The organism is Pseudomonas sp. BN102, assembly GCF_029871245.1.
Lineage (GTDB): Bacteria > Pseudomonadota > Gammaproteobacteria > Pseudomonadales > Pseudomonadaceae > Metapseudomonas.
The window spans coordinates 148,365-173,474 of the sequence record NZ_SSON01000080.1; the positions used below are offsets into that span (position 1 = coordinate 148,365).

Sequence of the window (25,110 nt, forward strand, 5' to 3'; positions counted from 1 at the left end):
CAAGACCCCGCTGCTGCGGACAGCCTAAAACTCCGCCAGCACAGACCCATTCAGCTCCTCATGCAGCACGCGCCACTGCGGCAGATGCGTGAGTTCATGCACCAGGATGTACTCCAGGCACTGCACAGTTTTCTTAGCTAGCTCCAGGTTCGGCCAGACGCGCCGAGATTCGATGTTGCACGTGCCCCCATTTTGTTTTCATACGCTTGATGCCCCAAGCGCTGGCCGTGACACCAAGGATCGGCTGCCACTTGTCCAGCAGATCGGGGATGAGCTTTTTCAGCTCTGCACGGTAAAAGGCATGCAGGATTTCCTGCTTTTTCTCTAGCGTGATGCCAGGGCGCACGAAAAGATCCATTGAACCCTTGCCTCTGAGCATAAGCCGAGGTGCACCGCCCTCGTCTATTACCCTGAGTCGATAACGCCGACCGAGAAAATAATGGCTCTCACCACTGACCATGCGCCGCTGCGACTGTCGTGGCAGTGCCTGAAACTTCGCCCGTTGACGCTTGATCCAGCCCAGCTTGCCCACTACCACCAGGCACACGGCTTCGTCGTCCACGGCCAGACCAGTCAGCGACACGATGAACTGTGACAAGCGGCGTTCCAACAGGCCGATTCGTCTCAGCCAGGCCTGTCGACGTTTCGCTGTGGACCGCCGCTCTCAGGGAAACGCGACCGCCGCCGCGAGGTACACCAGCAACGCCAGCAGCAGCACTACGGTGAATCCCAGGTGGATCGCCAGCAGCGTCGCCAGCACGGCCGCCACCACCGATACGCAGGCGTTGACGCCCCAGGCGATCGGCACCAGCGCTTCGGCGCGCGCGGAGACGCGCCCGAGCCCGAGCGGAAACGGCATGCCCATGGCGAACGCCAGCGGCGCGACCAGCGCGGCGCAGACGGCGAACCTGACCCCGGTCGATACCGGCGCCAGCAGCTGGAACAGCGGGGGCAGGACGATCAGGTAAACCAGGGCGAACATGCAGATCGCCAGCACCGGCCACGCCAGCGGATGGCGGAATCTTCCGCCCGTGCCCGCCTGCCGCCGGCCGGAATACCGGCTGCCGAGGCCGGCGAAGATCAGGAACGCGCTCAGCGTCACCGCCACCGAATACAGCGGGTGGCTGAGGAACAGGGTGAACTTCTGGATGAAGGCGATTTCCACGAACATGAAGGCGAAGCCGATGGCGGCGAAATAGCACACTACCCGCGCTTCGAACCTGCCCGGAACCGCGCTTCGAGAGCGCCGCCGCGCCAGCCATAGCGGCAGCAGAATCAGCAGCACGGCGGCCACGCCGGCCTGCAACAGCGTGGCGATCAGCACCGGGTAGCCCCACTCCAGCATCGACAGGCCGCCCTGCGCCTTCAGCGCCAGCAGTTCCGGCAGCGAGCGCCACTTGAAGAAGTGGAAGAAATACGGCCGGTCGTCCGTGACGGGACGCACGTCGAATTTGTAGCGCGCCAAGAACTGCGCGCGCTCGCCGGACAGCAGGGCCTGCGCCGCGTCGAAGAAGTACGGCTGGTCGAGCAGGTTGTAGCGGTTCGCTTGCGATTCGGTCATCCCCGGGAAGTAGGCCGGGTCGAAGGAGCGCTGCCGGCAGAACGCCTGCAGCGCGGCGATGCGGGCGGCGCCGATGTCGCCGTTGCTGACCAGCAGGGTCGCGGTCTTCCAGCCACGGATCATGGCAATGCGGCGTGCCGCGCCGGCCTGCCCATCGCGCTCGATGGCCTCGGCCGCGGTAGCCAGCAGCCGGGGAATGTCGCGCGGCGGCAGGGTGACCCAGCGGGTGATGGCCAGCAGGCCGCCGGGCTTGAGCTGGCGCAGGTATTCCTCGAACGCCTCCACCGTGTACAGGTAGTTCTCGGACAGCGCATGCAGGCCGCCCGAGGCGCTGCCGAAGGAGTCCAGCAGGGCGATCTGGATCAGGTCGTACGGCTCGCGGCGCGACGCCACCAGGCCACGCGCCTCGCCGATCAGCACGCGGACGTTGGGTGCGCTGTACGGCCTGCCGGAGAAATCGGCAAAGCGGCGCTGGACCAGGTCGATCACCTGCGGGTTCAGCTCGATGGCGTCCACCGCGCTGGCATCGTGGTAGAGCGCCTGCAGCACATCGGCGCCGGCGCCGCTGCCGAGCACCAGCACGCGGGGCTGCCGCAGCAGGTGGTAGGGCAAGGCCGAGGTCAGATAATCCAGATAGGCGAGCGACTCGCGGCGCCCGTCATGGCGGTTCAGCACGGAAAGGCCGTCACCGTCGGTGAAGATGGCCAGTTGCGCGGGAGGCTCCTGCGTGGCGTTGAGGCTCAGGCCCGGTGCGTGGCGCAGGGGAATGGTCGGGCTGTCGACCACCGTGAGCAGGCCCAGCGGACTCCAGGCCTGGGCGATCGCGCGGGCATCCTTGATGCGCAGCGTCTGGCTCAGCTCCTTGTACTCGGAGGGCGACAGGGCGATCCAGCGCCCGGGCACGCCGGCCGGCAGCGCCACCGCCAGCGCCAGCAGCAGCGCCGCCAGCCAGCGCTGGCGTCTTCCGCAGGCCAGCGCCCCGGCGGCGATGCCGCTGCCGCCCAGCAGGCGCAGCGCATCGACCGGCGTCAGCACGAACAGCACGGCGACGATCGCCAGGCTGCCCAAGCCGGCGCCGAGGATGTCGAAGGCGTAGATCCGGTGAATCTGCTCCTGAAAGCAGGTGAAGGTCAGACAGATACACAGCGCCGCGCAGAAGAACGGCACGAACAGCAGCAGGTAGATCCACAGCAGACGCGCCGGCTGCCGAGGGTCCCAGAGGATCTCAAGGGGATTGAACGGGACGTGCTGGGCCAGGCTGAAGCAGGCGATGGCGCTCAGCCCGAACAGCAGCGCGCCGCCGATGAACACGCCGTGGAAGCGCGACGCCAGCACAGGTCGCGCCAGCGCCACGGCGGTGCCGGCGGCGCCGTAGCCGAGCAGCGCGACGCTGATCATCATGTAGGCAAAATGGTGCCACTGGATGATCGACAGCAACCGCAGCAGGAGCACCTCATAGCCCAGCGCGGAGGCCGACAGCAGCGCCAGGGCGAGCAACGGCGGCGAATGCATGCTCAGTCGCCCCTGACCAGCGGCACGAAGCGGACGGGCAGCAGCTGCCGGGTGGACAGACTGCCATCGCCGGCCTTCTCGATCAGCAGCAGGTACTGGGTCATGAACGGCGCGCCGACCGGGATCACCATCCGCCCGCCAACCTTGAGCTGGGCGATCAGCGGCGGCGGCACATGGCTGGCGGCGGCGGTGACGACGATGGCGTCGAAGGGAGCCTGTTCGGGCCAGCCTTGGTAGCCGTCGCCCAGCCGGGTCCGCACTTTCGAATAGCCCAGCCGGCCCAGGCGTTCCCTGGCCTGCATTGCCAGCGGCTCGATGATCTCCAGCGTGTAGACCGCCTGCGCCAGCTCGGCGAGGATCGCCGCCTGGTAGCCCGAGCCGGTGCCGATCTCGAGCACCACGTCGCCGGGCCCGACCTGCGCCAGGTCGGTCATCAGGGCGACGATGTAGGGTTGGGAGATGGTCTGGCCGTAGCCGATCGGCAGCGGCCGGTTCTCGTAGGCGTAGGGTTGCTCATCGGGCGGGACGAACTGGTGGCGCGGCACCCTGACCATGGCGGCCATCACCGGCGCCGCGAACTCGGTCCGGCCGGTTTCGTCGCGGGTGACGGACGACATGGCGGCGATCTCCTGCACCATGGCGTCGCGCAACGGCGCGAACTGGTCGTCGGCATGCAGGCCGGCGGATGCCAGCGCCAGGGCGATGGCAGGCGCCAGGATGCGCATCAGGAGCGTCACCGGCTTCACGATGATTCCTCCGGCTGAGGAACAGTCGAATCGTATGACTGGTGGCCAGACGCAGCAAGTGCAGGTTGGTGCTGAGCTTGCGAAGCCCAACGCCCCGAATGTTGGGCTTCACTGCGTTCAGGTTTGCCCGCCAGGCACCAACCTCCAGCCAGCTCAGACCAGCTCGGTAGTGCCCGCGCCGGCACCTAGCTCCCCTGCCCTCCGCTCTTTTTGATACTGGACGTCGATGTCCGAAATGTTCGGATCTGTAGCGCATTTTTCCCGATAGCCCGCGTTCCTACACTGGGTCCATCAATTTTCCGTGACGGAAAAACCATGGACTCACGCCAATACATCTCAAGTAAACGGCCGTTGTATTGGGGCCCCGCCCTGGGCTCTCTGACCTTGCGATATGGCTCGCTGGGCGACCTGGGCTCTGTCAGCGCCTTCTGCGCAGCGGCAGCCCTGGCCTTGGCCTATACCGCCGGCCATCGAGCAATTCTCCAACCGCACCACTCCCACTGATCTCAGGAGCTTTCAATGACTGTGTCTTCCAAAATTCGCGTTGGTCTCATCGGCGTCGGCAACTGGGCGGAATATGGCCACCTGCCTGCGTTCAAGTTGCTCCCCGACTTCGAACTGACGGCCGTCCACAGTCGCGATCCGCTCAAGGCCGCCAACCTGGCCCAGCGCCACGGCATCCGCTTTGCCCTCGATTCCGTGGAGGCGCTGGTGAACCATCCGGAAGTGGACCTGGTGGTGGTATTGAATACCGCCCCCCAGCATGAGGCGACTGTGCGCGCTGCCATCGCCGCCGGCAAGGATGTCTACTGCGAGTGGCCGCTGACACCCAACAGGGCCGTTTCGCAGGAATTGCTTGAGCTTGCGCAGAAGGCCACCGTTCGGCATATCGCCGGATTGCAGCGCCGCCTGAACCCGGAATATCGCTACGTGCACGACCTGTTGAGTAACGGGTATATCGGGGAGCTGCGTTCGGTGCGTCTGCACATCAGCGTCGAGAAATTCCAGCAGCAACGCACGGCCGCCCTGCACTTCACCATTCCGCCGGAGAACTTCTCCAGCCTGCTCTCCATCTACGGCGGCCACTACTTCGATGCGCTGTTCACCATGCTTGGCCATCCCACCAGCATCAGCGCGCTCACCGTCAACCAGTTCCCGGAAGTGACGCTGATCGAAACGGGCGAGGTGCTGAAACATACGACCGCCGACCAGGTCGTGCTCAACGGTACCTTCTCCAACGGCGCGGTGCTGACGACCCATATCGAGGCGGGAAAACGCAACAACTACGGCATTCAACTGGATCTGACCGGCACCAAGGGCGATATCAAGATCTGGAATACCACCGCCTTCGGCAGCGAGTTCTACATCATCGAGGCAGCTCAGGGCGACGCTCAGCCCATGCGGTTGCTCAAGGTGCCGCCGCGCTACAACTGGCTGCCGGAGAACAGTCTCGACGGCAGCCAGCAGGAGATGGCCAACCTGTATGCCGCCTACGCGAAGGATGTGCGCGATGGCACGCACCTGGCGCCTACCTTCGCAGACGCCTTGCGCATGCACGACCTGATTGACGCCATCGAGACGTCCAACCGCGACGGCGTGCGCCTCGAGATGGTGGTGTAACGCTTCAGATGCGCAAGTGCGCGCTCATGTAGTCAATGAAGACGCGCAGCTTGGGCGAGGCATAGCGGCTGGCTGGCCACAGCATCCAGAAGACGACCTCGCGGTCCATGAAGTCGTCCAGCACTGTGACCAGTTGACCGCTTTCCAGTGCGTCGCGCACCAGGAAGGCCGGCAAGAAAGCGATGCCCCTACCCTGGATCGCGGCGTAGGCCAGAGGTTCGACGGTGTTCGCAGTCATGGTCGCGGGCAAAACCAGTTCGGACTCAGAGGTCTCGAGCCGCAGCGGCCAGCGCTCCAGTTTTCCCGTTGCAGGGAATTTGTGCTGGAGGCAGAAATGGCTTTCCAGATCTCGTGGTTGGGTGGGCAAACCGTGCCGCTGGAGATATTTGGGCGATACCACCAGCACATGAGGGCAGGCACCCAACCGACGTGCGGAAAGACGGGAATCAGTCTGCTCGCCGGTACGGATCACCGCGTCGAACCCCTCCTCGATCACATCCACCATGCGATCGGACATGTCGATGTCCAGTTCGATCTCCGGATAGCGTTCCATGAACCCATCGAAGGCCGGCATCATCAGGTCGCCCAATTGCGGTGTGCCCACGCGCAGTCGCCCACGTGGGCTGCCCGCCAGGCCCGACAGCTCGGACTCGGCGGCGGCAACTTCGCTGAGAATGCGGCGGCAGCGCTCCAGGAACAAAGTCCCTTCAGCGGTCAGCGTGATACTGCGCGTGCTGCGATGAAACAGCCGCACACGCAGCCGCTCCTCCATCCGGGCAATGGCCTTGCCCACCGCCGACGACGAGACACCCAGCTGCCGACCAGCCTCGGTGAAGCTGCGCGTCTCGGCAACCTGCACAAACATCGAGATTCCACTCAGGCTGTCCATCACGTTTTCCTGTTGGCACTACAGCCGTCTCTTTGCCCACGAGCGCTACACACGATGCGGGATTACGGAATCATTGTCCGAAATGTTCGGCATCGCGGGTTATTTTTCTTCGCCGGTCACGCGCCTACATTCCTGCCATCGACCACTCACTGACAGGAATCGATGTCATGTCCAAACTTCATACGAACATCCAGGTAGGCCCCTATCAGATTGCCCACCGCGTCGTTCTGGCGCCGCTTACCCGCATGCGCGCCGAATCGGGCGCGATTCCTGGCCCGCTAATGGCCGAGTACTACGCCCAGCGCACCTCCGCCGGTGGCCTGCTGATTGGCGAGGCCACCATCGCTGCGCCGAATGGCAACGGCTATCTGGGGGCTCCTGGTTTGTATGACGATAGCCAGATTGCAGGCTGGAAGCTCGTCACCGATGCTGTCCATGGCAAGGGCGGCAAGATCTTCCTGCAGCTCTACCATGCAGGGCGCCAGTCCAATAGCCAGCTGCAACCGGACGGCGGCCAGCCTGTGGCGCCTTCCGCCGTTGCCCACGGCGGAGTGGCCTACACCGAAGCCGGCTGGGTGCCCAATACCCCGGCGCGCGAACTGAGCATTGCTGAAATCCACGACCTGGTGGAAAGCTTCCGCGCCGCCGCCGAACGCGGCATCGCCGCCGGCTTCGACGGTGTGGAAATCCACTCGGCCAATGGCTACCTGTTCGATCAGTTCCTGCAGGACGGCAGCAACAAACGCGCTGATCTCTTCGGCGGCTCGTTCGAGAATCGCAGCCGCTTCCTGCTGGAGGCAGTCGATGCCGTGAGCTCCGTCTGGGGCAGTGATCGGGTGGCCGTCCGCCTCGGCCCGAGTGGCGTCTTTGGTGATATGTCCGACAGTGACCCGGATGGCCTGTTCACCTATGTCGCCCGCGAACTGGATAAGCGGAACCTCGCCTACTTGCATCTGATCGAGCCACGCATCGCCGGCAACGTCGAGAAGGAGAACCGGGACCAGAATCCGGTGGCGGCCCAACTCATCCGACAGCACTACAGCGGTACCCTTATCGCCGCGGGTGGTTTCGCCGGTGAGTCGGCCAAGGCGATTCTCGAAGCAGGCGATGCCGACCTGGTTGCTTTTGGCCGCCACTTCATCGCCAACCCTGACTTGCCAGAGCGCCTGCGCAATGGCTGGCCGCTGAACCCATACGACCGTGAGACTTTCTTCGGCGGCACGGACGTGGGATACACGGATTATCCTTCCTACATCGAAGTAGCCTGAGATTCTGCATTGCCAATAGCTGGGGGCAACTACGCCCCCAGCTGCAAAGCGTGCTTTCAAGCACTCGGCCGCTCGAAGCAGTACCTGTCGGTCGTCCGTGGCAAGTTCAGTGCGAATGGGGAAGACGTTCACGGTTGACCCGAAGCGTGGCGGGTCTCGCATCTCCTGATAAACCTGATTCAATGAGCCGTCTGATTTCACGGGCAACGCTGAAAGCGGTGCCCAAATGGGCTGAATCCGACGTGCATCCCGTTCGAGTGGAGGCACTGCGCAAATGAAGGACCTCTTCAGCTACAGGTTGTTTACCCGGGTCGCGCGGCTGGGCAGTTTCTCAGCGGCGGCACGCGAAAACGGACTTTCTCAGTCCCAGGTCTCCAGGGTTGTCGCCGACCTTGAAGCCGACCTCGGCACCCAGCTGCTGGTAAGGTCCACGCGCGCGGTCGTGCCTACGGAAGCAGGGGCAGAATTCCTGTCGCGCATGGAGCCTATTCTTGCGGCCGTGGACGAAGCAGAACTGAGCGTTCGCGAGGGCGGCGAGTTCCGCGGCATCGTTCGGATCAGCATGCCGACGAGCGTAGGTATCAGAGAGATGATTCCACGCATGGCTTCGTTCTCAGCGAAACACCCCAATCTCCACATTCAAGTCCTCCTCGCGGATCACTGGCAGGATCTGGTTCGTGACAATGTCGATGTCGCGATTCGACTGGGGCGACTCTCGGATTCCAGCGCCACGAGCCGTCAGATCATGACGATCCCCAGGTTCATTCTCGCCTCACCTTCCTATCTGCGAGTTGCCGGCGAACCGACTACACCCGAGGATCTGCAATCACATCGAATCATCGGCGGTCCAGCCGCGGCCGTGCAGAGCGCCTGGACGTTCAAGCGGGATGGGGAAACCAGGACCATCAAGCTCGAAGCCCACTTCTCGACAGACGAGAACGAGGGCGCTGTCGCAGCGGCAGCTGCTGGACTGGGGATCACGTCGACGACAGCCTGGGCGTGCCGGCGCGAACTTGAAAGTGGCGAACTGGTCACCCTGCTCAATGACTGGGCAACCGTTCCCGTGCCTGTTCATGCCTATTTTCCCCATGCCTCACGTACCCGCAGTGCCGGCCGCGCTCTGATCGAGCACCTGGTAGCCAGTCTCCTCAGTGAGCGCCCCAATGCCTCCAGTTCGCAGGACGAGTCACCCACCGTGTAACCATTGCGCTGCTGGGTGGCTGACAGGGTCATCCCTGGGCCATGTGGCGTTTCGCTCATGAATCTCCGATGGCAACCGCGCGAAGCACCATCAGCAACAGCTATGCGCTTCATGCATAGGTGATAGCGAACCAGCGTAGCTACTCCAGTCCAGTTAGTTCTGCCAAATTTCTGCCACACCCGCGCGACGCATCGCCAACCTGCTCATTCGAGCGGCGCGCTGGACACCCTGCCTTCAGCAATCCAGGAGAAGCATCATGCGTATGACCGGCAACACCATCTTCATCACCGGCGGCGGCTCCGGCATTGGCCGTGGATTGGCCGAAGCCTTCCACAATCGAGGCAACCAAGTGATCATCTCCGGCCGGCGCAAGGAGCGCCTGCAGGAGACCATCGACGCCAATCCCGGCATGGTCGCGATTGAGCTCGACATCGCCGATCCGGACAGCATCCAGGCGGCAGCGACAACGCTCATCTCCAACCATCCTGGGTTGAATGTTCTGATCAACAACGCTGGCATCATGCTGCTCGATCATGCGGAGGGCCCAGTGGACGATGCGCTGGCCCTGTCGACCGTCACCACCAACCTGCTCGGCCCGATCCGCATGACCTCGGCCCTGGTCGAACATCTGAAGACACGGCCTGATGCGGTAATCGCCAACGTCTCCTCCGTTCTCGGGTTCGTGCCGATGGCGGTGGCAGCGGTCTATTCGGCAACCAAGGCAGCAGTCCATTCCTACACACTGTCCCAGCGCTACCTCCTGCGCGAGCATGGCATCCAGCCGGTCGAAATCGCGCCGCCTTGGGTACGCACCGAACTACTCAACAGCAGTGAAGAAGAGCGTGCCATTCCCCTCGACCAGTTCATCACCGAAGCAATGAAACAGCTCGAGAGCGGCGCTGACGAAATCCTCGTCGCTCCAGCCGAGGCCATGCGCGCCAACCCCGGCCCGAACGAGCATGCCTGGGTCAATCAGTTCAACGATATGATTGCGGCCGGGCCGGAACTGGGTTGACGGATCCGTCAGCGGTCAAGGGCAACCCCCACCTTATGCGAAGGTTTCCCGCACCCTTCTACGCCCGCCTCGCGTGTTTCGGCAGCCTCATCGTTATTGCACGCGAATGCGGGCCTTCCATTCTCGCCTTGTCCACACCGAGCCGGTATTTGGCCACGCCGTTCGCGCCGCAGATACCGCATCTGCCGTCTAGTACCGCAAGAACTCTACTGGCGCCCCTAGTGGCCGCCCTCCCCGCTCACTGCTGATGGGAACTCGAACATGACTGCACGCACGCCCTCCGAAAACAAGGCCATCGTTCTCGAAGGATTTGAAACGCTGTTCAACCGCAAGGATCTGGTGGCGGCTGAACGCTTCTGGTCGCCTGCGTACATCCAGCACAGTGCCCATGTGCCTCCTGGCCGCGAGGGCCTGTTCGGCCTCGTCGCTGCTGGGTCACCCGATCTGCGTTACGAGTGCCAACTCGCTGTGGCGGAAGGCGATTTCGTCATGCTGCACGGCCGCTTCTCTGGCCTCGGTCTGCCGGCGAGCTGGGTCGTGGTTGACATCCTTCGTCTTGAGGATGGTGTGATGGTCGAGCATTGGGACGTCATCCAGGATGAGGCAACGCGGGAAAGCTCCGCCGGTGGCCATCCCATGTTTGGGGATCACTTCCCGAACTGACATCCTCGGTCAACACCTGGTCGCCCTTGCGGCGACCAGGTGATGAGGGGGAGATGCCATCTCGGTGCTGTGTGCCAGTCCCTGCTACCTGCAAGCCAGAGGTACACCGACAAGCCCCCGGAGCTGCTGAGGGAGCGGCTCGGAACCTAGAGCCGCCAGGGCAAACGATGGTGAGCGTCTGTCACCATCGTAATACCCGACTCAGACCCCCTTGAATCTGAGCGCCCCCTTCATCAGCGCCTCAACTCCACCCTTGGCGAACTCCGCTACTGCATTCTGCATGTCCTGGGAATTGAAGATTGCAGGGGCCGACTCCAGCAGGACCCGGTCCGCCGCACCAAGCCCATGCGACGCCGCGCTATTGATGAGATGTTTGGACGCGGCGAAGGCAGCGGTAGGGCCATTGGCCAGCTTCATGGCATAAGCATGAGCCTTGGCCTCTACCTCGGCATCTGCCAGCACGCGGTTGATGACGCCCCACTCCAGCATCGTCTTAGCGTCATAGGTGCCTGCGGAGAAGACCATTTCCTTGGCACGTGCCACGCCGACGCGAGCGACCAGACGCTGAGCGCCGCCCAATAGCGTTGTCGTACCGATGACCGCTTCAATTTGGCCGAACTGTGCAGACTCGCCAGCAAAGACGATGTCGTGGATCTGCATGATCTCAAAACCGCCCCCCAGGCACATCCCGCGTACAGCGGCCACGGTCGGGAACGGCAGGTTCTCGAATCGATGCATTTCCGGAATCGAGCGGTGCAGAGTGCGCCGTGCAGAATTGGAGTCTTGACCGAGGAAACACTCGGTCACGTGGGCACCCGCGCTGAAATGATCACCCTCAGTCAGCGTCAGGAGGGCGCGCGCCTTATGATCGATGGCCTGGTCTACGACATCCATCAACTCGTGAAAGGTGTCGAACGTCAGCAAGTTCTTGGGATCACCGTAAAAGGTCGCAATTGCCATCGGACCATCCATCAAGAATTTCACAGCCATGGTTTCTCTCCATTGTGGTACGAGCAAGATCGGCAACAGTCGACGCATTCAAGCGGGAAGGTGAAATGGCCCATATTGCTTCCTCATCGGGCCCGGATAGCCAACGCGCGAAATCTCACTGAATACCCGGCAACCCATTACCAGTTCTCTCGGTACGGACGCACTTCAGCGTTGAATGTCCATGCACCTTTGGGTTGCCGCACCAGGTGCAGAACCTCGCTGGCTATGTCGTCAGGCTGGATGAAGAAATCCTCCGGAGCTTCCGGATATCGCTTTCTTGCCCAGTCAACGTTGATAACGGCATCAATCGTGAGATAGGCGACATGGATGCCTTGTGGCCCCAGTTCGCGCGCGATCGACTCGGCGAGAATTCTCTGCGCCGCCTTGGTCGGGGCAAAGCCAGCAAACTTCTTCTTGCCTCGCCACGCAGAGGTATTTCCGGTCGCGATGATCACCCCACGGCCGGCCTTGATCATGGCTGGAGCCAAACGCCGCGACAGGTGGAGAAAAGCCATCACATTGGTCTGGAAGTTCAGGTCCAGGACCTTGGGATCAATCTCCAGAAAGTTCCCGAAGGCACCACCTACGGCGTTGTGGATCAGCACTTCTGGAGCCCCCAGGCCAGTCTCGATCTGATCCAGTACGTCGTGGAGCTTATGAAAGTCGGTGACATCGACCGGATAGGCAAAGCAATTGGGGAGTTCATTGGCTAACGCTGTGAGGCGTTCTTCGCTGCGCGCGAGCATGGCGACGCTGTAACCCTCGCCTACCAGGCGCCGGACGATAGCCACTCCTGTGCCCGGTCCTACACCAGTCACTACAGCCACTTTTCCACTATTCATGCTGCACCTCATGCGGCCAGTTTTTTCAAGGCGGCCCGAACGAATTCGATCCGATCGTTACCGAAGAACAGCTCATCCCCCACAAAGAAGGATGGGACTCCGAATACACCGCGCGAAGCCGCGGTTTCGTCATTGGAGGCCAGGCGTTCCTTGATGTAGGCAGAGTTCGAGTACTCCCATATGTCGATGTCGCAACCCTGCTTCTTGAGAAACGTGCTCTTGCCTTCCGATGTCAGCAGATCGTCGCGGCCCGCCCAGACCGCAGCGAACAACGCTGAATTGACAATCTCGAACACGCCCAGCTCTTGAGCCGCCAAGCCGGCGCGATTGATAAAACTGCCATCGAAATCGCGGTCTCTCATCGCGCCCAGCAATGCCAGGTTGGGTGCCCAGGCAACTTCGTAGAGCTTGGCCCAGCGGGCCGAATCGATGGCCGAGTAACGCGCTTTGGCCGGACACGCAGGCGAGGGTTGGTTGTGCACCTTCCCCATGACGTTGACGATATCGACAACCTGATAAACCGTATGGGGGCTCAAATCCGCTACCTGGGTGTTCGCCAGGTAGGAATAGGGGCTCCTGTAATCCAGCACGAACTCCAGCGACATGCCATTTCTCCTGTGGTGCCTGGGCTTCTGGATGTCAAATGGAATCCAGAAGCCCAAAAAATTCAGCTAGCTAACGTCTGGAAAATCTGCGGCGCTGGACCATGGCCAAGCCCTGGCTTCAGCCCAAACGCGGGTCAATTGACGAGTGCTCTGTGCGGCTGTCAGGTCCGAGCGCTCTAACCTGATCGCTGCGCAGCTTGGCTAGTGCCGCAGGTCCTTACGCAAGATTTTCCCGATCGGGGACTTGGGCAATGCGCTGGTAAACGTGATGTATCGCGGAATCTTGTAGGCCGTCAGACGCTCTCGGCAATACTCTCTGATCTGCTCCGGCGTCACGTCTGGGCGCCTGGGGACGACGAATAGATGAGGCGCCTCACCCGATCGGGCGTCCGGCACACCTATGCAGGCACACTCCACCACGTCCGGGTGCGCAGCGGCCACTGCCTCAATCTCATTCGGATACACGTTGAACCCCGAGACCAGGATCATGTCTTTCTTGCGATCGACAATCTGCATGAATCCGTCTTCGCCCATGGTGACTATGTCGCCGGTCTTGAACCAGCCATCCGGGGTAAAGGCCTTGCTCGACTCCTCGGGATTGTTCCAGTAGCCGGCAAACAGTTGGGGGCCTTTGATTAGCAGCTCGCCGGGAACATTGAGCGGAACAATGGCTCCGTCTTCATCCACGACGCGAACATCGGTCGAGGGCATCGGCACGCCGATGCTGCCATTTCTGCCCGGAGGGTTGAACATGGCGCAGGGGGAGGTCTCCGTCAGGCCGTAGGCCTCAGTAATCGGCGGACCTCCGGCTGCAACCCAGCGCTTCACCACAGCGTGCTGTACAGACGCTCCCGCACCTATCACGTAACTCGTCCGGGAGAAATCGACGCCCTGAAGCTCTGGATAGTCGACCAGGCTGTTGAACAGTGTATTGACCCCCATGAACATATCGAAGGGTTCACGTCGTAGTTCGTCCAGTACTGAAGCCGAATCCCGCGGGTTGGGGATGAGGCGAAGATTGGCACCTGTCGCAATCGACAACAGGGCGACAGCCAACGGGTACACGTGATAGAGCGGCAAGGGCAGCACGATGGAAATCTGGGCGTCTTGTGCCGACGGCGCTAGCCACAGAAGAATCAACTTCAGGCTGGCACCCACGCTCCTGTTGGTCAGCATCGCCCCTTTCGAAACGCCCGTAGTACCGCCGGTGTATTGCAGAAACGCAATGTCGTCCAGCGTTACCTGCAGATCGCCTCGATGAGATTCCCCACTGTGCGCAATCACGGCAGCAAGGGGCCGGGTGGAGCCAGTCGACGAATGTGGCTGAACTGATGCTTGCCCTGATTCGTGTGTACGAACCCTCTCCATCAATGCTGCCAAGGGAGCAGTGAGCACATGCTCTACTGCCGTACGATCTGCGATCTGCTCGAAGGCCTGGGTGAGTCCTTCAGCGATGATGAGACATTTGCTCCCCGAATCACGGAGCTGGTGCTCCAGCTCCCTGGGCGTATACAGAGGGTTGACGTTGACGATGGTCAAGCCGGCCTGGAGAGCTCCCGTCATTGCCACGAGGTACGCCAGGCAATTGGGCATCATCAAGGCAACGCGATCACCCTTCTCGAGTTCCAGCTGTCGGAGATGGTTGGCGAGTCTCTTCGATAGCACTTCCAGCTGGCCGTAGCGCAATGCCTCGCCAAGGCAGAAAGCCGCAATACGATCGGGATAGCGCCTGAACGATCGCTCGAGGGTGGCGACAAGCGTACTGATGTCAGCTGTATCAATTTCTTTTGGAAAATCAGATGGATAACTCTGATGCCAGATCCGCTGCTGCATTGACGACTCCCGCATTCGTGCTGTTGTTCTGTTGTTGAGGAGACTTGCTTTCCTTGCCAGGCGGCTTGCCCGCCATACAAAAACGATCGTTTACTGAACGAACGTTATGCTATGCTCCTCGGCGTGTCAAACGTGATTCGAAGTGAAGTGCAATGCCGTCCTTGAGTCTTCAAACCGTCACCGGAGTGCCCCTTCCAGGCACTGCCCATTCGCGAGAAAGCCATGCAGGAGTCAATCGGAATGAATTGGGATAGACCGAACCCTTTTCTGATCGAAGTCGTGGTGGGTAACGCAGATATTGATGGCCTGGGTCACGTCAATCATTCGATATACGTGAAGTGGCTCGAGCAGTGCTCGTGGACGCAATCTTTGAGCCTGGGCATGTCGTTGTCGGACTACCAACGAATGGATCGTGGGATGGCCGTGGTTCGCAACGAGCTCGACTATCTGGCCAGCGCCTACGAAGGTGATCGTTTGCTGGTGGGCACCTGGATCGTCGCTCTGGAAAAGCGCGTCAAGCTGGTCCGTCATTTCCAGATCATCCGGCCGGCCGATCAGCAGTTGTTGCTGAGAGCGCAAACCTCATTTGTTTGCGTCGAGATCTCCAGCGGCAGACCCCGGCGAATGCCTGAGGAATTCCTGGAAGCTTACGAGCGGGCCTGTGTGCGGAACACCTAATCACCAATAGGCCGTCGCCACCGTTGTTGACGCCGATCAGGTCCTTGTCGGCCCCGCGCATGGACCAACTGGCGCCCACCGACAGCGAGGAGTCGAACTGCCCCTCGATCTCCCCCACCTGAAACCCGATCGAATGCGCCTGACCGCTACTGCCCAATGCGACCGCGGCAGCCACCAAATGTGGCTTGAAGTTGTTGGCAATTCTAATTTTTGTCATTTGCCCTACCTGAGTGGTTGAAGGTGAAGGCAAATCTAATGAGGCCGATTTGGCGCGGTTAAGCGCCCCAAGGAGCGATTTTGCAGGTCGCCCTTAGAGGTACGCCCTAGGATTACAGCGCGATTACCTGGGTCGAACTCCAGAAAATCCGTCATGCTCAACCATACTGAAACGATCGTTTAGTAAACGAGTTATTTACTACGCTTTATCCACTTCATGCGAATCCAGAGGCCCCAGATGCGCTACTCCAAGACACACAAGATCGAGACGCGCGCAAAGTTGGTGGAGACCGCCAGGGCGATCACGAAGAGAGGTGGCTTCAGCTCGACGGGAGTAGATGCGCTGATGTCCGCCGTCGGCATGACTGGAGGAGCTTTCTACAGTCACTTCCCGTCCAAACAGGCACTCTTCCAAGCCGTGATCGAGGATGAGATCAGAAATAGCGCCGAAATGCTGGCGGGCGGGGAAAACGCTTCCGGTGAGCAGCTGGAGCGATGCTTGCGCGACTACCTGAGTACATTTCATGTCCTGCATCCCGAGGAAGGCTGTGTGCTGCCTGCTCTCGGCGGGGAGATCGCTCGCGCAGAGCCTGAGGTGCGGGGGGCTGTTGAGAAGGGGCTGAAGCAAATCCAGAAGGCCTGGGCGAGTCGTGTTGGCGATTCGGATGCTGCTTGGGCCATCATCGCCCAGTGTGTAGGGGCATTGATATTGTCCCGAGCGGTCGAAAAGGAAAAGACTCGAAAGGAGATCATTGCCTCGACCCGCAGGGCCATAAAAAAAAACCACTTCCGCCAAGGGTGATGAGCAGCTTCAGCCTGCATTTCCCTTCCCTGCCGGCTTCTCTTCGCACAATCGGAATTTCAACTTCGCTTGGGGGAGATTGGCACATCGCTCAAGGCCACTCAGCGACATACTGGGCTCGTTGAGCCCATCAGCAGGGATTGGATTTTCTCCGGGAATCCACCCGTTACCCAGTGGCCATTGAAATCACAACCTGCGCGCCCGAGTACCTGGTCCTTTCGCCAGGCAACGGAGTGGAAATCAATGGACACCAGGAGCGGCGAATCGACCTTCATTCCTGCGGCGTCGTAAGCAAACACTCGGCGAGACATAGGGACGATGATCCCGTCGATGTCCTGATAGTTCGATGCAAAGCTGGCACCCGTGGCGCCCTGATCGAAGCCAACGAAGCATTCGCCGCCCACGCCAAGACCGTGGGCCGGGAGCTGGGCTGGGCTGGGCTGGGCTGGGATGCCAGTAGGATCAACGTCAACGACAGCGCCGAGTCATTCGGAAAGAAGACATCAGGTGTCAGTCAACGCTGGAAAGCCCGGTCGAGCCGCTCCCTGGCCTCCCGTGCTTTGCTCGCCAGCACGGGACGCAGATCCTCGACCCGAATCCTCGAATCAGCCAGCTCGCCACCCACGACGAAGCTGGTGGATCGGGCCAGCGCCGCTCCGCTCATCGCATCCTTGACGTCGGCGTCGAAGAACAGGGAAAACCTGTCGCCTGCCTGGGGCTCGGCAGCGTCGGCCTGCGGCGTTCGCTTCAAACCGGTCACGGAAAGCTGGATGCGCAGTGCCTGGGGCTCAGGCTGGCCGACCATCTCATAGCCGTTCGAGAGCAGTTCCCGACGCAATTGCCGCTGGAAAAAAAACAGCAGCGTGTCGATTTCTCTGGCAGTGAAGTCCAGCCCCGAACCTTCCGAAAGCACTAGCCGCGGCGGCTCCAGAAGAACCCTCTTGCGATACTGCTCAGCCAGGGCGACCCCCGAGGCCTGCCAATAGCGGACATCCCCATGCTCAGCTCGGGGAGCGAGAGCCGCATGGTCGTCCGGGAACCCCGGATTCTCGGAGCGTGTCTGCGGTGCTGCAGTGCAGCCGGCCAACAGCCCCGCCAGGAGCGGGGCGATGATGCTCAGTTTCAGGATCATTTCCAGTACTCGGTGGATCCATCACGGCTGGTGCGGGCCCGAAGCCCACTCAGGACCTGCCGTACGGATCAGAAAAAACGCGTGCCCCTGATGCGGCAATCATCGATGCCCGCAGGTGGAGTCTCTTCGCTGGGAACTGCGAAGCCTTGGCTGTCCAAGCCAACGACGGACTCGACTTCCAGGCAGTCGATACCCTCCTCTACCGGCAGCGAAAAGAGCTCTACGGTTTCGGCAAGCTCGATCCGATGCACCTCAGTACCCAGCGACACCCCATTGCTGAATACCTCCAGGCTCAGGTCGACGTATCGAATGTCTTCGTCTTCGGCGCGGCTCAGGACGCCGACGAAGGTGGCTTCCTCTTCGATGTCCTGGACCCAGTGCGCGCGCAGCTGGGCGTGGGCGACTGCTGCGCTGGAAGCGAAGCAGCAAGTGAACGCCAGGATCAGCAGGCTCGCGGCCTTCCTGAATTGCCCGCCCACGGGCAGGAGCAGCCTGCCCAGGCTGCGTGGAGTAAGGTCGGCATGATCAATCATCATCGGACTGGACCATTTCAGGGTGGATCACCGGCTGGATACATGGCTGGCCAAGGGCGGCAGGGCCAGCCACGTGCGCCAGCGATCGAGATCGCCCCTGGCCATCTCGAACAGGCTTCGCGTGCTCAACGCTTCCAGGGAACTGATGCACGCCTCGAGCGCAGTTGCTTCGACACGGCAGGGGTTTGCCGCCGGTAGCCTGGTGCCCGTCAGGTAGGTCGCCAGAAAGTAGGAAGCCGCGAAGTCGGAGGGAAATTCATGCACGCCGCCACCATGCAGCCAGGCACTCATCTTCTCGGCAAGGTGGCTCGCGTAATCCTTGGCGTCACGACTGAAGTCGGCCGACTCGCAGCCCTCCAGATAGATAAGACTGGCAGTGTCGTTGAGAACCCGTCCGCGAACGCTGCAGTACAACCCGACATATTCGCCCTCTATCAAGGGCCCGCTATATCGCCCCACGTCCCGGTGAAGTTCGGCCTGGACATTGGAAAAATCATCGTTACCGGGAAGTTCAACGATAACGTCGTCGGCAAAATTAACGCGCACACCGACGATTTCACCGCTGACGATTATCTTCTTGCCCTTGTAGAGCTCTTCCGCTGCCAACTCGTCATCCTTATAGATACTCGCCAACCTGGAACTTGGCAGGCGCTCGACCGGCCTGACCATGGCCAATTCGACAAGGGCCGACTTACCTCCCGCCAGCCCTATCAGGTAATCCTGCTCCATGACATTGCGAAAGAAACTCAACGCCCCCTGGTCAACTTCCGGCCCGGAGGATTTATCGGCCTTTTCTTCCCCATCGCCGTCGAATAGCGACTGGAAATATCCGGAGACCTTTGCCAGATCCTTCGACAGTGCATCCGGAATTTCAGAACTTATCGAGACATAGGCGCCAATCAGAAATAGCGGAAAGGCCAGTGTCGCGAAGACAATGCCATCGATCGACTTGCCAACAAGGCGATTAACGATATTCCAGAGGTCCGGGCAGAGCAGGACTGCCGCGACAAAAATGGCCGTTCCTCCTGCAAACGAACTGTTGATCGCCCCCACGGACAGGACTGCCAGCAGGCAGCAGGACACCCAGCAGAAAAAGCGGAAAACACTCTCGACTCTCAACTGTCTTCACTCGCCGAACATTAGGAAATTAAGCCACGCAGAGTCCGATAACCGACTCTCGCCATGGCACGTTACGGAAATTATCCCTGGGAGCGAAGCCAATCAAAGTCATCAATATTCATTTTCTATCAAATCACCCCATCCGCCCCTGAAAGACGTATCAATCCAGACTATCGACTCAGTACTATTCCGCTTTCTCGCCAGAGTCTGGCTTCGCAACTTTCAAGTTCATCACCACGGAGTTCAGATGCGCTACTCCAACAGGCGAACGATCGCCTCCATTGCGGTACTTTTCGCACTGCTGATGTCTGGTTGCGCAGTATCGCCACCCGCCGACCAAAGTAATATCTGCTCGATATTCAGGGAAAAGTCAGGCTGGCACGAAAGTGCGCTGGATATGCAGGAGCGCTGGAATGTCCCCCTGTATGTGCCAATGGCCTTCATGCAGCAGGAGTCAAGTTTCCGTAGCGACGCCCTGCCTCCTAGGCGTTATGCATTGGGTTTCATTCCTTGGGGGCGGGTAAGTTCCGCCTATGGGTACAGCCAGGCCAAGACAGAGACCTGGAGTGACTACCGCAAGGAAACCGGCAACTGGGGAGCGGAACGGGACGACTTTGGCGATGCCATGGATTTCATGGGTTGGTACATCAGCAAGACGCAGAAAGAAAACGGGATATCCGTCTCCAACGCCTCCGCCCAGTACCTGAATTATCACGAAGGCTGGGGCGGATATCGCAAGCGCAGCTACGAGCGGAAGCCCTGGTTGAAAACTGTCGCGGGGCGGGTCGGGGATCGGTCCGAGACGTACAGCCGGCAATACCAGGGCTGCAAGCAAAGCTTGCCGGATGGATTCTTCGAGCGGCTTTTCAGCTCTTGAACCGGGGCGCCGCCAACCTGGCTCGAATCCCCCGTTGGCGGGGGATTCACCGCTATCACCTTATCGGTAAAGACAGCGGACGTAGTCCAGTTCCTGGACGTAGTAGCAGATGGTGTTCTCCACCTGGGTCGGCAAGAACTCAAGGTGCAGGGCCGCCCCGGTCGCCAGGCCGTACTGTCGGCCGAAGAACACGTCCGGAACTTCGCTCAGCCCGGAAAGCGGGTTGCTGCGGCTGCTCTGCGCCTGCTGGATCTCGAGTTCCAGGGTGCGCCTGCCAAAACTCACCGCCTTCGCAGACAGGGAGGCGTAATTCAGGTTCGCGTCCGACTTTTCGATCACGGCGAGGCTCAGGGTGTCGCCGATGATCAGCCGCTCTTCCGAGTGGATCATCTCGCCGCTGTTCAGGACAATGTTGTTCGTGCCGTGGTAGGAAACCCCCTTGGTATAGGCGGGCCGGTCGAAGACGATTCCGGCCAGGGCCAGCAATGCCATGCCGGAAAGAATGAACAGGTGCTTGAAACGGACGAAGTTCATTGGCTGTCCTCCAGGCACTTGCGGACCATTGCGAGTTTCAGGTTTTCCATCTTGTTGTCTTCGGAAAACATCAGGTTGCCGGTCCTTCCATCCGCCCTCACACAACTCAAGTCAAAGAGCCTGTTCGCCTTGTTGACCCAAACCTCTCCTGCCGGGTGAACATCCCGGGACTCCAGTACGGGTTTGAAGTCTGCCATCAACCTTTCGGTTTCCGCTTCGTTCACGCCGACGAACTGGTAGGTCACCGGCCCCTTGACCACAGTTGCAATAGCCAGTTCGGAGCCCATCCCATCGAACAGTCCGCCTCTATAGCAGAAAACCGCAACAAGCAGCCCTGACATCAATACATAAGCTGGCAACAGCAACCTTCCCCAGTCGAACTTCATCCCGGTACCGTGCAACACTTCCGCCTGCACCGGTTCGGGAGCATTTTCATTCGACAAGCTGATTTCCTCAGCCACGGTTTCTTCGGTTTCCTCGGCGGAAGCCGCGCCAACTTCGTCGACTACATAACTGGCATTGAATCGATAGCCACGCCTTGGAACTGTCTGCAACAAGTCGTGATCACGACCGTCGTTGATCAGGTTGCGCAAGGTGAATATCGCCTGGTTCAAACTTCCTGCAGCGACGACGCGATTATCCCAGGCGAACTCCATGATCTCGTTGCGACTCTTTATTTCTCCGGGCTCCAGCAACAGCAGTTGAAGGAGTCGCGATTCCGCATAGGCCAAAGTGACGGAGTTCACCTCGCCCCCCTGCGGCCCGAAACTCAATTGATTGGTTGCAGCGTCGAGAGTCGCCGTATCGCCATTCTTCAATAAAAACTGAAACTTGTTTCTCATGCTTTCCGGTGAATCTTGCACTGATAATGGATGACCGCCAGGCGGCTGCCTTATTTTCCCGCACAACTGGTCTTCAAAGTCGATCAAAAACCGAAAATAACGATTTTTGATTCGGTGTATCGACCTTCTCCAGTGAAAATTGCCCACACCACAATCGTGAGTGTGAGGCCCGACCATTCCATCCGTTGTCGCCCCCCGCCAGCCTAACCAGCCAAGGCGACCGATCCCCGAAGCTTAGCCAACATCGCCCCACTATCCAGCGATCTCGGCTAGCGCAGTGTTCTTTCTGCAATACCTCGGAAAACACGGCTGACGAAGCCCTTTGAATATCCGCTTCTGGAACTTTCCATGAACCTGAAATTACTTTCGATCATTCCATTCACGCTCTCGCTGGTCGGCTGCTCGATGGCCCCGAAGATTGACTCCAGCCATTCAGAGCAACTTGACAACCCCCTTGGGCATACCCAGGTCGAGAAGAGCGAAGACATGATTTACTGGAAACGGAATGACGTCCTTTTTGCTGCAAGTTATGACAAGAAGATATTCCTGAGTCCGACTGGGTTGGTTTCCGCCGCGGATGGTGCCAGCCAGGACCTCGACTCGGCGGAAGAACGGAAAATTCTCAACCGTTTCCGCTCCCAACTGCAACACGAACTTTTATCCGCAGGTTACGAACTCGTCGACACCCCCACTCCGCGCTCCCTCGCACTCAAGGTGTCGATAGCCGATATCAAGCGGACGCCGCGGGATATGAGCGTCATGGAATACGTCCCGATTGGATTCCTCCTCGGCCTGGGCATGCACACGGCCGGCTTGCGGGATGAAACGATCTATCTGTTCTTCAAGACCGAAGTCACCGACGGCATGAACGGGGAAACCTTCGGCCAGGCCGTGAACCGGGTGCGCAGCGCGGATATAGACCCGTCCGACTCGCCCGTTGCCGAAGATCTCTACCCCGCAATCGACGCCAAGGCGCGACAACTTCGCGAGCGACTGGATCGCGAGTTCCAGGGCGAGAACGCCCTACATGCCACTTCCAACTAAACCGGAAACCCCCTAACAGGAACCATCAGGTAGAAAGATGAAATTCGGAAAACACCTTGCTGCAACCCTGCTCACCCTCGCTTCCTTTGGCGCCGTTGCGGACGACAGAGGGCTTTATGTGGGTGCCGGTGTGACCCACGTGGAAACGGATGAACACAGCCTCGGCGACAGCGATAACAGCTACAAGGCCTACGCGGGTTACCGCTTCAATCCGTACCTGGCAATTGAAGGCGCAGTGGTCGACCTGGGCGAGTTCGAAGGCGATGGGCAACGCTTCGACGGCAATTCCGTCCAGGCCGCGGTGCACCTCGGTGTCCCGATCGGCGACCGGATCCGCCTGTTCGCCAGTGGCGGCGTCCATGCCTGGGATGCCGAAGGAGATTCCGCCGGGGATGACAATGACATGGACCTCACCTACGGTGCCGGCGTCGAACTCGACCTGTTCAGGAATATCGGCGTTCGTGTGGAGCAGGAAGTCCTGAAAGTCGGTGATATCGACCTGGACCAGACCAGCGCCTCCGTCTACTTCATTTTCTGATTCGATCCACGGCGGCTCCTGCACTCGCAGCGAGCCGCTTCCCTCCCCTACCGGCCGCCCTGCGCCGGGTCGCTACACTCCTCCGTCAGCCACCGCCTGGGTCATCCTGCCGGCCGGCAAGCCTTTCCTGCCGCCGCTCCTCGGCCAGTTTGTAGGCAACGTAGTACTTGTAGACGTTGTTCACATAGTTGACGGTCTCGTTGCCCAGGAGCTGCCCAGTCGCGCGCTCGACGTTGTGAAGCCAGATATCCGGGTCCAGGCCGCGTTCCTGTGCCAGGCGCCTGGCCCGGCGCAGGTTGCCCGGCCCCGCGTTGTAGGCTGCCAGGAGCATGAACACCTTGTTGTCCGGGGTCAGGCCCGGATCATCCAGATAAGTGTTGGCGAGGAAACGCAGGTACTTGCTGGCGGCCTCGACATTCCTCTCGGCGCTGGTACTGACGCCGGCTACCCGCACATTGGGGTCCGCTGCCGTGGTCGGCAACACCTGCATGATGCCGACCGCGCCCCTGTCGCTGCGCGCGCTTTGATCCAGCCGCGACTCCTGGAAGGCCTGCGCCATCAGCATCAGGGGATCGAGGCCATACCTTTGCGCCTGCTTGTCGAAGGCATGGTGCAACGCCTTGAACGCTTCCTCCTCTTTCGCTGTGACACTGTCTGCCAGCAATCGCCCTTCCCGAATCTGGCGTGCATGCAGCCGCCTGCCGAACTCGGTGCCCAGGTGGTGCTCCGCGACGAACTCCGCGAGCACGGCCTTGAGCAACGGGTTGCCTTGGCGAAGCGCCCAGGCATATTCGCCGCCTGCATCCAGGCACAACGTTTCGTCGATACGGATGGCGCCGAGGAAAGGCTGCCACGCCTGAGCCACATAGCGGTCCACCACAGCAGCCGCGACCCGGCCCGAATCGACCATCGCCAGCAGGTCCTCGGGTTCGAGACCGTCGTCCACCGGCACTATCCTGATGCTGGGCAAGCCCCGATCCTGTAGTGCCTTGCTCAGCTTGATCAGCTTCCAGAACTGGCTGCTGAATGCCCGCACCGCGACCTCCTGGCCGGCGAGCTGGTCCAGGTGAGTGATGGGCTGCACGGCCGGTCCGGTCACCACGACCTGATGGACCTTCGAGTAGAAGGGGGCGCTGAACGCAACCGCGTCCAGGCGACGCTCATCGTCAGCCAGCAAGCCACCCGCAGCGATATCGCCCAGTCCGCGGAGCAGCCCCGGGATCAACAGGTCCCGCGATACCGGAACGAACATCACATGCCAACCCTGCACCGGGCCTTTCTGCGGATAGCGCTTGTTCAGCCACTGCTCGAGCGCCTTGCCGAACTCATGGCTGATCCCCTTCTGCTGGCCGCGCTCGATGTGGAAGTAGGTTTTGCTGTAGGGCACCAGGATGCGCAGGATGCGCCGCTCCGCGATCCGGTCGAAATCGTCGGTCTGTACAGCCGGTACATCCAGCGCCAAGGATTGCAGGTGACCAGCGGGCGCCCCGTCGGGCTTTGCATCGGCGCAAGCGGGATTCATGGCCAGGGCGAAAAGGGAAAGCGCGGCAACCCGGACGGAAGCACGCAGGGGCGGGCGAAACGGAAAACGTACCACGGGTATCTCCATCGGCAACTTGAACTCATGGATCCCTGGCTTCACGCCCGCCCGCGATAAGACCGGAATACCGATGATGATTCGAATCAACAATCGTCAATTCGGACCCTGTTGCCGCCACGCCATAGAGAAGATTGGCGCCGAGCGAGTCGCCCTCCAGCACCGCCTTGAACGGCTGCTGGCTTTTCCATTCAGTGTGTTGCGGGGCCAGGCGCTCGACCTCGGCAAGGGCGAACAGGACCTGGAAGTACATGAGCTGTTCGCTCCACAGCGTGCCGTCGTTATCGAACACCGCAATGCGTTCGGCTGGCGCGACGAAGTCCTTGGATCCCTCGGCGGTGACTGCCTCGACGAACTCGATTATGGCCTTCCTGGGAGGGCCATCCTGCCAGGATGGCAAGGGTTCGGCATCCCGCAAATGAGAGGCACCATCATCCGTGCGGCGTCAGCGAA

Annotated in this window: 25 protein-coding genes and 3 pseudogenes; 11 read left to right on the forward strand and 17 right to left on the reverse strand. The window is 60.6% G+C overall.

Features of this window, described 5'->3' with window-relative positions; translation table 11 throughout:
* Positions 1–133 precede the first annotated feature (133 nt).
* From E8F12_RS28325 to E8F12_RS28335, 3 genes are all read right to left on the reverse strand, one after another.
* Complete coding sequence (locus E8F12_RS28325) at positions 134–598, reverse strand: YgjP-like metallopeptidase domain-containing protein (RefSeq protein ID WP_280328538.1); 465 nt, start codon at positions 596–598, stop codon at positions 134–136.
* Between the two features lie 66 nt (positions 599–664).
* Positions 665–3,073 (reverse strand): SAM-dependent methyltransferase, encoded by a 2,409-nt coding sequence (locus E8F12_RS28330; RefSeq protein WP_280328539.1) that lies wholly within the window; start codon positions 3,071–3,073, stop codon positions 665–667.
* A gap of 2 nt (positions 3,074–3,075) precedes the next feature.
* Positions 3,076–3,819, reverse strand: coding sequence for a protein-L-isoaspartate(D-aspartate) O-methyltransferase (locus E8F12_RS28335; RefSeq protein WP_280328540.1), 744 nt, complete (start codon positions 3,817–3,819; stop codon positions 3,076–3,078).
* Positions 3,820–4,338: 519 nt separating this feature from the next.
* On the opposite strand from E8F12_RS28335, the gene E8F12_RS28340 reads away from it, so the two are divergent.
* The gene (locus tag E8F12_RS28340; RefSeq protein ID WP_280328541.1) at positions 4,339–5,439 is read left to right on the forward strand and encodes a Gfo/Idh/MocA family oxidoreductase; all 1,101 of its coding nucleotides are present in this window, start codon (positions 4,339–4,341) and stop codon (positions 5,437–5,439) included.
* Between the two features lie 4 nt (positions 5,440–5,443).
* On the opposite strand, the gene E8F12_RS28345 is transcribed toward E8F12_RS28340, so the two are convergent.
* Positions 5,444–6,328 carry a LysR family transcriptional regulator gene (locus E8F12_RS28345; protein ID WP_280328542.1) on the reverse strand — a complete coding sequence of 295 codons (885 nt, stop codon included), beginning with the start codon at positions 6,326–6,328 and terminating at the stop codon, positions 5,444–5,446.
* 167 nt (positions 6,329–6,495) lie between these two features.
* Here E8F12_RS28345 and E8F12_RS28350 point away from each other — a divergent pair, with 167 nt between their 5' ends.
* The 4 genes from E8F12_RS28350 (at position 6,496) to E8F12_RS28365 (ending at position 10,475) form a co-directional block, all read left to right on the forward strand.
* On the forward strand, positions 6,496–7,596 hold the full coding sequence (locus E8F12_RS28350; protein ID WP_280328543.1) for an alkene reductase: 1,101 nt from the start codon (positions 6,496–6,498) through the stop codon (positions 7,594–7,596).
* Positions 7,597–7,870: 274 nt separating this feature from the next.
* Entirely contained in the window at positions 7,871–8,797 is a 927-nt protein-coding gene (locus E8F12_RS28355) for a LysR family transcriptional regulator (protein ID WP_280328544.1), read from the forward strand.
* Positions 8,798–9,053: 256 nt separating this feature from the next.
* Positions 9,054–9,812: an SDR family NAD(P)-dependent oxidoreductase gene (locus tag E8F12_RS28360; protein ID WP_280328545.1), complete on the forward strand. Its 759-nt coding sequence runs from the start codon at positions 9,054–9,056 to the stop codon at positions 9,810–9,812.
* Positions 9,813–10,073: 261 nt separating this feature from the next.
* Positions 10,074–10,475, forward strand: a complete 402-nt coding sequence (locus tag E8F12_RS28365; RefSeq protein ID WP_280328546.1) for an ester cyclase — start codon at positions 10,074–10,076, stop codon at positions 10,473–10,475.
* Between the two features lie 201 nt (positions 10,476–10,676).
* Here E8F12_RS28365 and E8F12_RS28370 read toward each other — a convergent pair whose 3' ends face one another.
* The 4 genes from E8F12_RS28370 to E8F12_RS28385 all read right to left on the reverse strand — a co-directional run bounded on the left by E8F12_RS28370 (position 10,677) and on the right by E8F12_RS28385 (position 14,745).
* A complete protein-coding gene (locus tag E8F12_RS28370; protein WP_280328547.1) occupies positions 10,677–11,465 on the reverse strand; it encodes an enoyl-CoA hydratase/isomerase family protein in 789 nt (262 codons plus the stop codon).
* 137 nt (positions 11,466–11,602) lie between these two features.
* The gene (locus E8F12_RS28375; RefSeq protein ID WP_280328548.1) at positions 11,603–12,307 is read right to left on the reverse strand and encodes an SDR family NAD(P)-dependent oxidoreductase; all 705 of its coding nucleotides are present in this window, start codon (positions 12,305–12,307) and stop codon (positions 11,603–11,605) included.
* A gap of 8 nt (positions 12,308–12,315) precedes the next feature.
* Positions 12,316–12,912, reverse strand: a complete 597-nt coding sequence (locus E8F12_RS28380) for a DsbA family protein (protein ID WP_280328549.1) — start codon at positions 12,910–12,912, stop codon at positions 12,316–12,318.
* A gap of 201 nt (positions 12,913–13,113) precedes the next feature.
* Positions 13,114–14,745, reverse strand: a complete 1,632-nt coding sequence (locus E8F12_RS28385) for an AMP-binding protein (protein WP_280328550.1) — start codon at positions 14,743–14,745, stop codon at positions 13,114–13,116.
* A gap of 240 nt (positions 14,746–14,985) precedes the next feature.
* Here E8F12_RS28385 and E8F12_RS28390 point away from each other — a divergent pair, with 240 nt between their 5' ends.
* Complete coding sequence (locus E8F12_RS28390; protein WP_280328746.1) at positions 14,986–15,423, forward strand: thioesterase family protein; 438 nt, start codon at positions 14,986–14,988, stop codon at positions 15,421–15,423.
* Positions 15,424–15,433: 10 nt separating this feature from the next.
* Here the strand turns inward: E8F12_RS28390 and E8F12_RS28395 are convergent.
* Positions 15,434–15,640, reverse strand: a pseudogene (locus E8F12_RS28395) (DUF1302 family protein); the annotation flags it as partial.
* A 237-nt stretch (positions 15,641–15,877) separates the two neighbouring features.
* Between E8F12_RS28395 and E8F12_RS28400 the strand changes: the two are divergent.
* Positions 15,878–16,441, forward strand: coding sequence for a TetR/AcrR family transcriptional regulator (locus E8F12_RS28400; protein ID WP_280328551.1), 564 nt, complete (start codon positions 15,878–15,880; stop codon positions 16,439–16,441).
* Positions 16,442–16,542: 101 nt separating this feature from the next.
* Here E8F12_RS28400 and E8F12_RS28405 read toward each other — a convergent pair whose 3' ends face one another.
* Entirely contained in the window at positions 16,543–16,845 is a 303-nt protein-coding gene (locus tag E8F12_RS28405) for a hypothetical protein (protein ID WP_280328552.1), read from the reverse strand.
* Between E8F12_RS28405 and E8F12_RS28410 the strand changes: the two are divergent.
* Positions 16,813–16,914: pseudogene (locus E8F12_RS28410) on the forward strand (hypothetical protein); the annotation flags it as partial. The gene E8F12_RS28405 and the pseudogene E8F12_RS28410 sit on opposite strands and share 33 nt — an antisense overlap.
* Before the next feature lie 41 nt (positions 16,915–16,955).
* Here E8F12_RS28410 and E8F12_RS28415 read toward each other — a convergent pair.
* From E8F12_RS28415 to E8F12_RS28425, 3 genes are all read right to left on the reverse strand, one after another.
* Positions 16,956–17,573: a DUF3313 family protein gene (locus E8F12_RS28415; RefSeq protein ID WP_280328553.1), complete on the reverse strand. Its 618-nt coding sequence runs from the start codon at positions 17,571–17,573 to the stop codon at positions 16,956–16,958.
* A gap of 68 nt (positions 17,574–17,641) precedes the next feature.
* Entirely contained in the window at positions 17,642–18,106 is a 465-nt protein-coding gene (locus tag E8F12_RS28420) for a hypothetical protein (protein WP_280328554.1), read from the reverse strand.
* Positions 18,107–18,133: 27 nt separating this feature from the next.
* Positions 18,134–19,225 (reverse strand): hypothetical protein, encoded by a 1,092-nt coding sequence (locus E8F12_RS28425; RefSeq protein ID WP_280328555.1) that lies wholly within the window; start codon positions 19,223–19,225, stop codon positions 18,134–18,136.
* Positions 19,226–19,472: 247 nt separating this feature from the next.
* On the opposite strand from E8F12_RS28425, the gene E8F12_RS28430 reads away from it, so the two are divergent.
* Complete coding sequence (locus E8F12_RS28430) at positions 19,473–20,102, forward strand: hypothetical protein (protein WP_280328556.1); 630 nt, start codon at positions 19,473–19,475, stop codon at positions 20,100–20,102.
* Positions 20,103–20,162: 60 nt separating this feature from the next.
* On the opposite strand, the gene E8F12_RS28435 is transcribed toward E8F12_RS28430, so the two are convergent.
* Both E8F12_RS28435 and E8F12_RS28440 read right to left on the reverse strand, forming a co-directional pair.
* Positions 20,163–20,636, reverse strand: a complete 474-nt coding sequence (locus E8F12_RS28435; RefSeq protein WP_280328557.1) for a hypothetical protein — start codon at positions 20,634–20,636, stop codon at positions 20,163–20,165.
* Positions 20,633–21,478 carry a winged helix-turn-helix domain-containing protein gene (locus tag E8F12_RS28440; protein WP_280328558.1) on the reverse strand — a complete coding sequence of 282 codons (846 nt, stop codon included), beginning with the start codon at positions 21,476–21,478 and terminating at the stop codon, positions 20,633–20,635. Before E8F12_RS28440 ends, E8F12_RS28435 begins: the two co-directional genes overlap by 4 nt.
* A 348-nt stretch (positions 21,479–21,826) precedes the next feature.
* Between E8F12_RS28440 and E8F12_RS28445 the strand changes: the two genes are divergently transcribed.
* Both E8F12_RS28445 and E8F12_RS28450 read left to right on the forward strand, forming a co-directional pair.
* Complete coding sequence (locus E8F12_RS28445) at positions 21,827–22,522, forward strand: DUF3313 domain-containing protein (RefSeq protein WP_280328559.1); 696 nt, start codon at positions 21,827–21,829, stop codon at positions 22,520–22,522.
* A gap of 37 nt (positions 22,523–22,559) precedes the next feature.
* A complete protein-coding gene (locus tag E8F12_RS28450) occupies positions 22,560–23,060 on the forward strand; it encodes an outer membrane beta-barrel protein (RefSeq protein ID WP_280328560.1) in 501 nt (166 codons plus the stop codon).
* Positions 23,061–23,145: 85 nt separating this feature from the next.
* On the opposite strand, the gene E8F12_RS28455 is transcribed toward E8F12_RS28450, so the two are convergent.
* Both E8F12_RS28455 and E8F12_RS28460 read right to left on the reverse strand, forming a co-directional pair.
* On the reverse strand, positions 23,146–24,747 hold the full coding sequence (locus E8F12_RS28455; RefSeq protein ID WP_280328561.1) for a lytic transglycosylase F: 1,602 nt from the start codon (positions 24,745–24,747) through the stop codon (positions 23,146–23,148).
* Between the two features lie 4 nt (positions 24,748–24,751).
* Positions 24,752–25,075: pseudogene (locus tag E8F12_RS28460) on the reverse strand (haloacid dehalogenase-like hydrolase); the annotation flags it as partial.
* Between the last annotated feature and the right edge of the window lie 35 nt (positions 25,076–25,110).

Coding starts and splice junctions, on each gene's coding strand:
- E8F12_RS28330 (WP_280328539.1), bottom strand. CDS start 3,073: ATGCATTCGCCGCCGTTGCTCGCCCTGGCGCTGCTGTCGGCCTCCGCG.
- E8F12_RS28340 (WP_280328541.1), top strand. CDS start 4,339: ATGACTGTGTCTTCCAAAATTCGCGTTGGTCTCATCGGCGTCGGCAAC.
- E8F12_RS28345 (WP_280328542.1), bottom strand. CDS start 6,328: ATGGACAGCCTGAGTGGAATCTCGATGTTTGTGCAGGTTGCCGAGACG.
- E8F12_RS28350 (WP_280328543.1), top strand. CDS start 6,496: ATGTCCAAACTTCATACGAACATCCAGGTAGGCCCCTATCAGATTGCC.
- E8F12_RS28355 (WP_280328544.1), top strand. CDS start 7,871: ATGAAGGACCTCTTCAGCTACAGGTTGTTTACCCGGGTCGCGCGGCTG.
- E8F12_RS28360 (WP_280328545.1), top strand. CDS start 9,054: ATGCGTATGACCGGCAACACCATCTTCATCACCGGCGGCGGCTCCGGC.
- E8F12_RS28365 (WP_280328546.1), top strand. CDS start 10,074: ATGACTGCACGCACGCCCTCCGAAAACAAGGCCATCGTTCTCGAAGGA.
- E8F12_RS28370 (WP_280328547.1), bottom strand. CDS start 11,465: ATGGCTGTGAAATTCTTGATGGATGGTCCGATGGCAATTGCGACCTTT.
- E8F12_RS28375 (WP_280328548.1), bottom strand. CDS start 12,307: ATGAATAGTGGAAAAGTGGCTGTAGTGACTGGTGTAGGACCGGGCACA.
- E8F12_RS28380 (WP_280328549.1), bottom strand. CDS start 12,912: ATGTCGCTGGAGTTCGTGCTGGATTACAGGAGCCCCTATTCCTACCTG.
- E8F12_RS28385 (WP_280328550.1), bottom strand. CDS start 14,745: ATGCAGCAGCGGATCTGGCATCAGAGTTATCCATCTGATTTTCCAAAA.
- E8F12_RS28390 (WP_280328746.1), top strand. CDS start 14,986: ATGAATTGGGATAGACCGAACCCTTTTCTGATCGAAGTCGTGGTGGGT.
- E8F12_RS28400 (WP_280328551.1), top strand. CDS start 15,878: ATGCGCTACTCCAAGACACACAAGATCGAGACGCGCGCAAAGTTGGTG.
- E8F12_RS28415 (WP_280328553.1), bottom strand. CDS start 17,573: ATGATCCTGAAACTGAGCATCATCGCCCCGCTCCTGGCGGGGCTGTTG.
- E8F12_RS28420 (WP_280328554.1), bottom strand. CDS start 18,106: ATGATTGATCATGCCGACCTTACTCCACGCAGCCTGGGCAGGCTGCTC.
- E8F12_RS28430 (WP_280328556.1), top strand. CDS start 19,473: ATGCGCTACTCCAACAGGCGAACGATCGCCTCCATTGCGGTACTTTTC.
- E8F12_RS28435 (WP_280328557.1), bottom strand. CDS start 20,636: ATGAACTTCGTCCGTTTCAAGCACCTGTTCATTCTTTCCGGCATGGCA.
- E8F12_RS28440 (WP_280328558.1), bottom strand. CDS start 21,478: ATGAGAAACAAGTTTCAGTTTTTATTGAAGAATGGCGATACGGCGACT.
- E8F12_RS28445 (WP_280328559.1), top strand. CDS start 21,827: ATGAACCTGAAATTACTTTCGATCATTCCATTCACGCTCTCGCTGGTC.
- E8F12_RS28450 (WP_280328560.1), top strand. CDS start 22,560: ATGAAATTCGGAAAACACCTTGCTGCAACCCTGCTCACCCTCGCTTCC.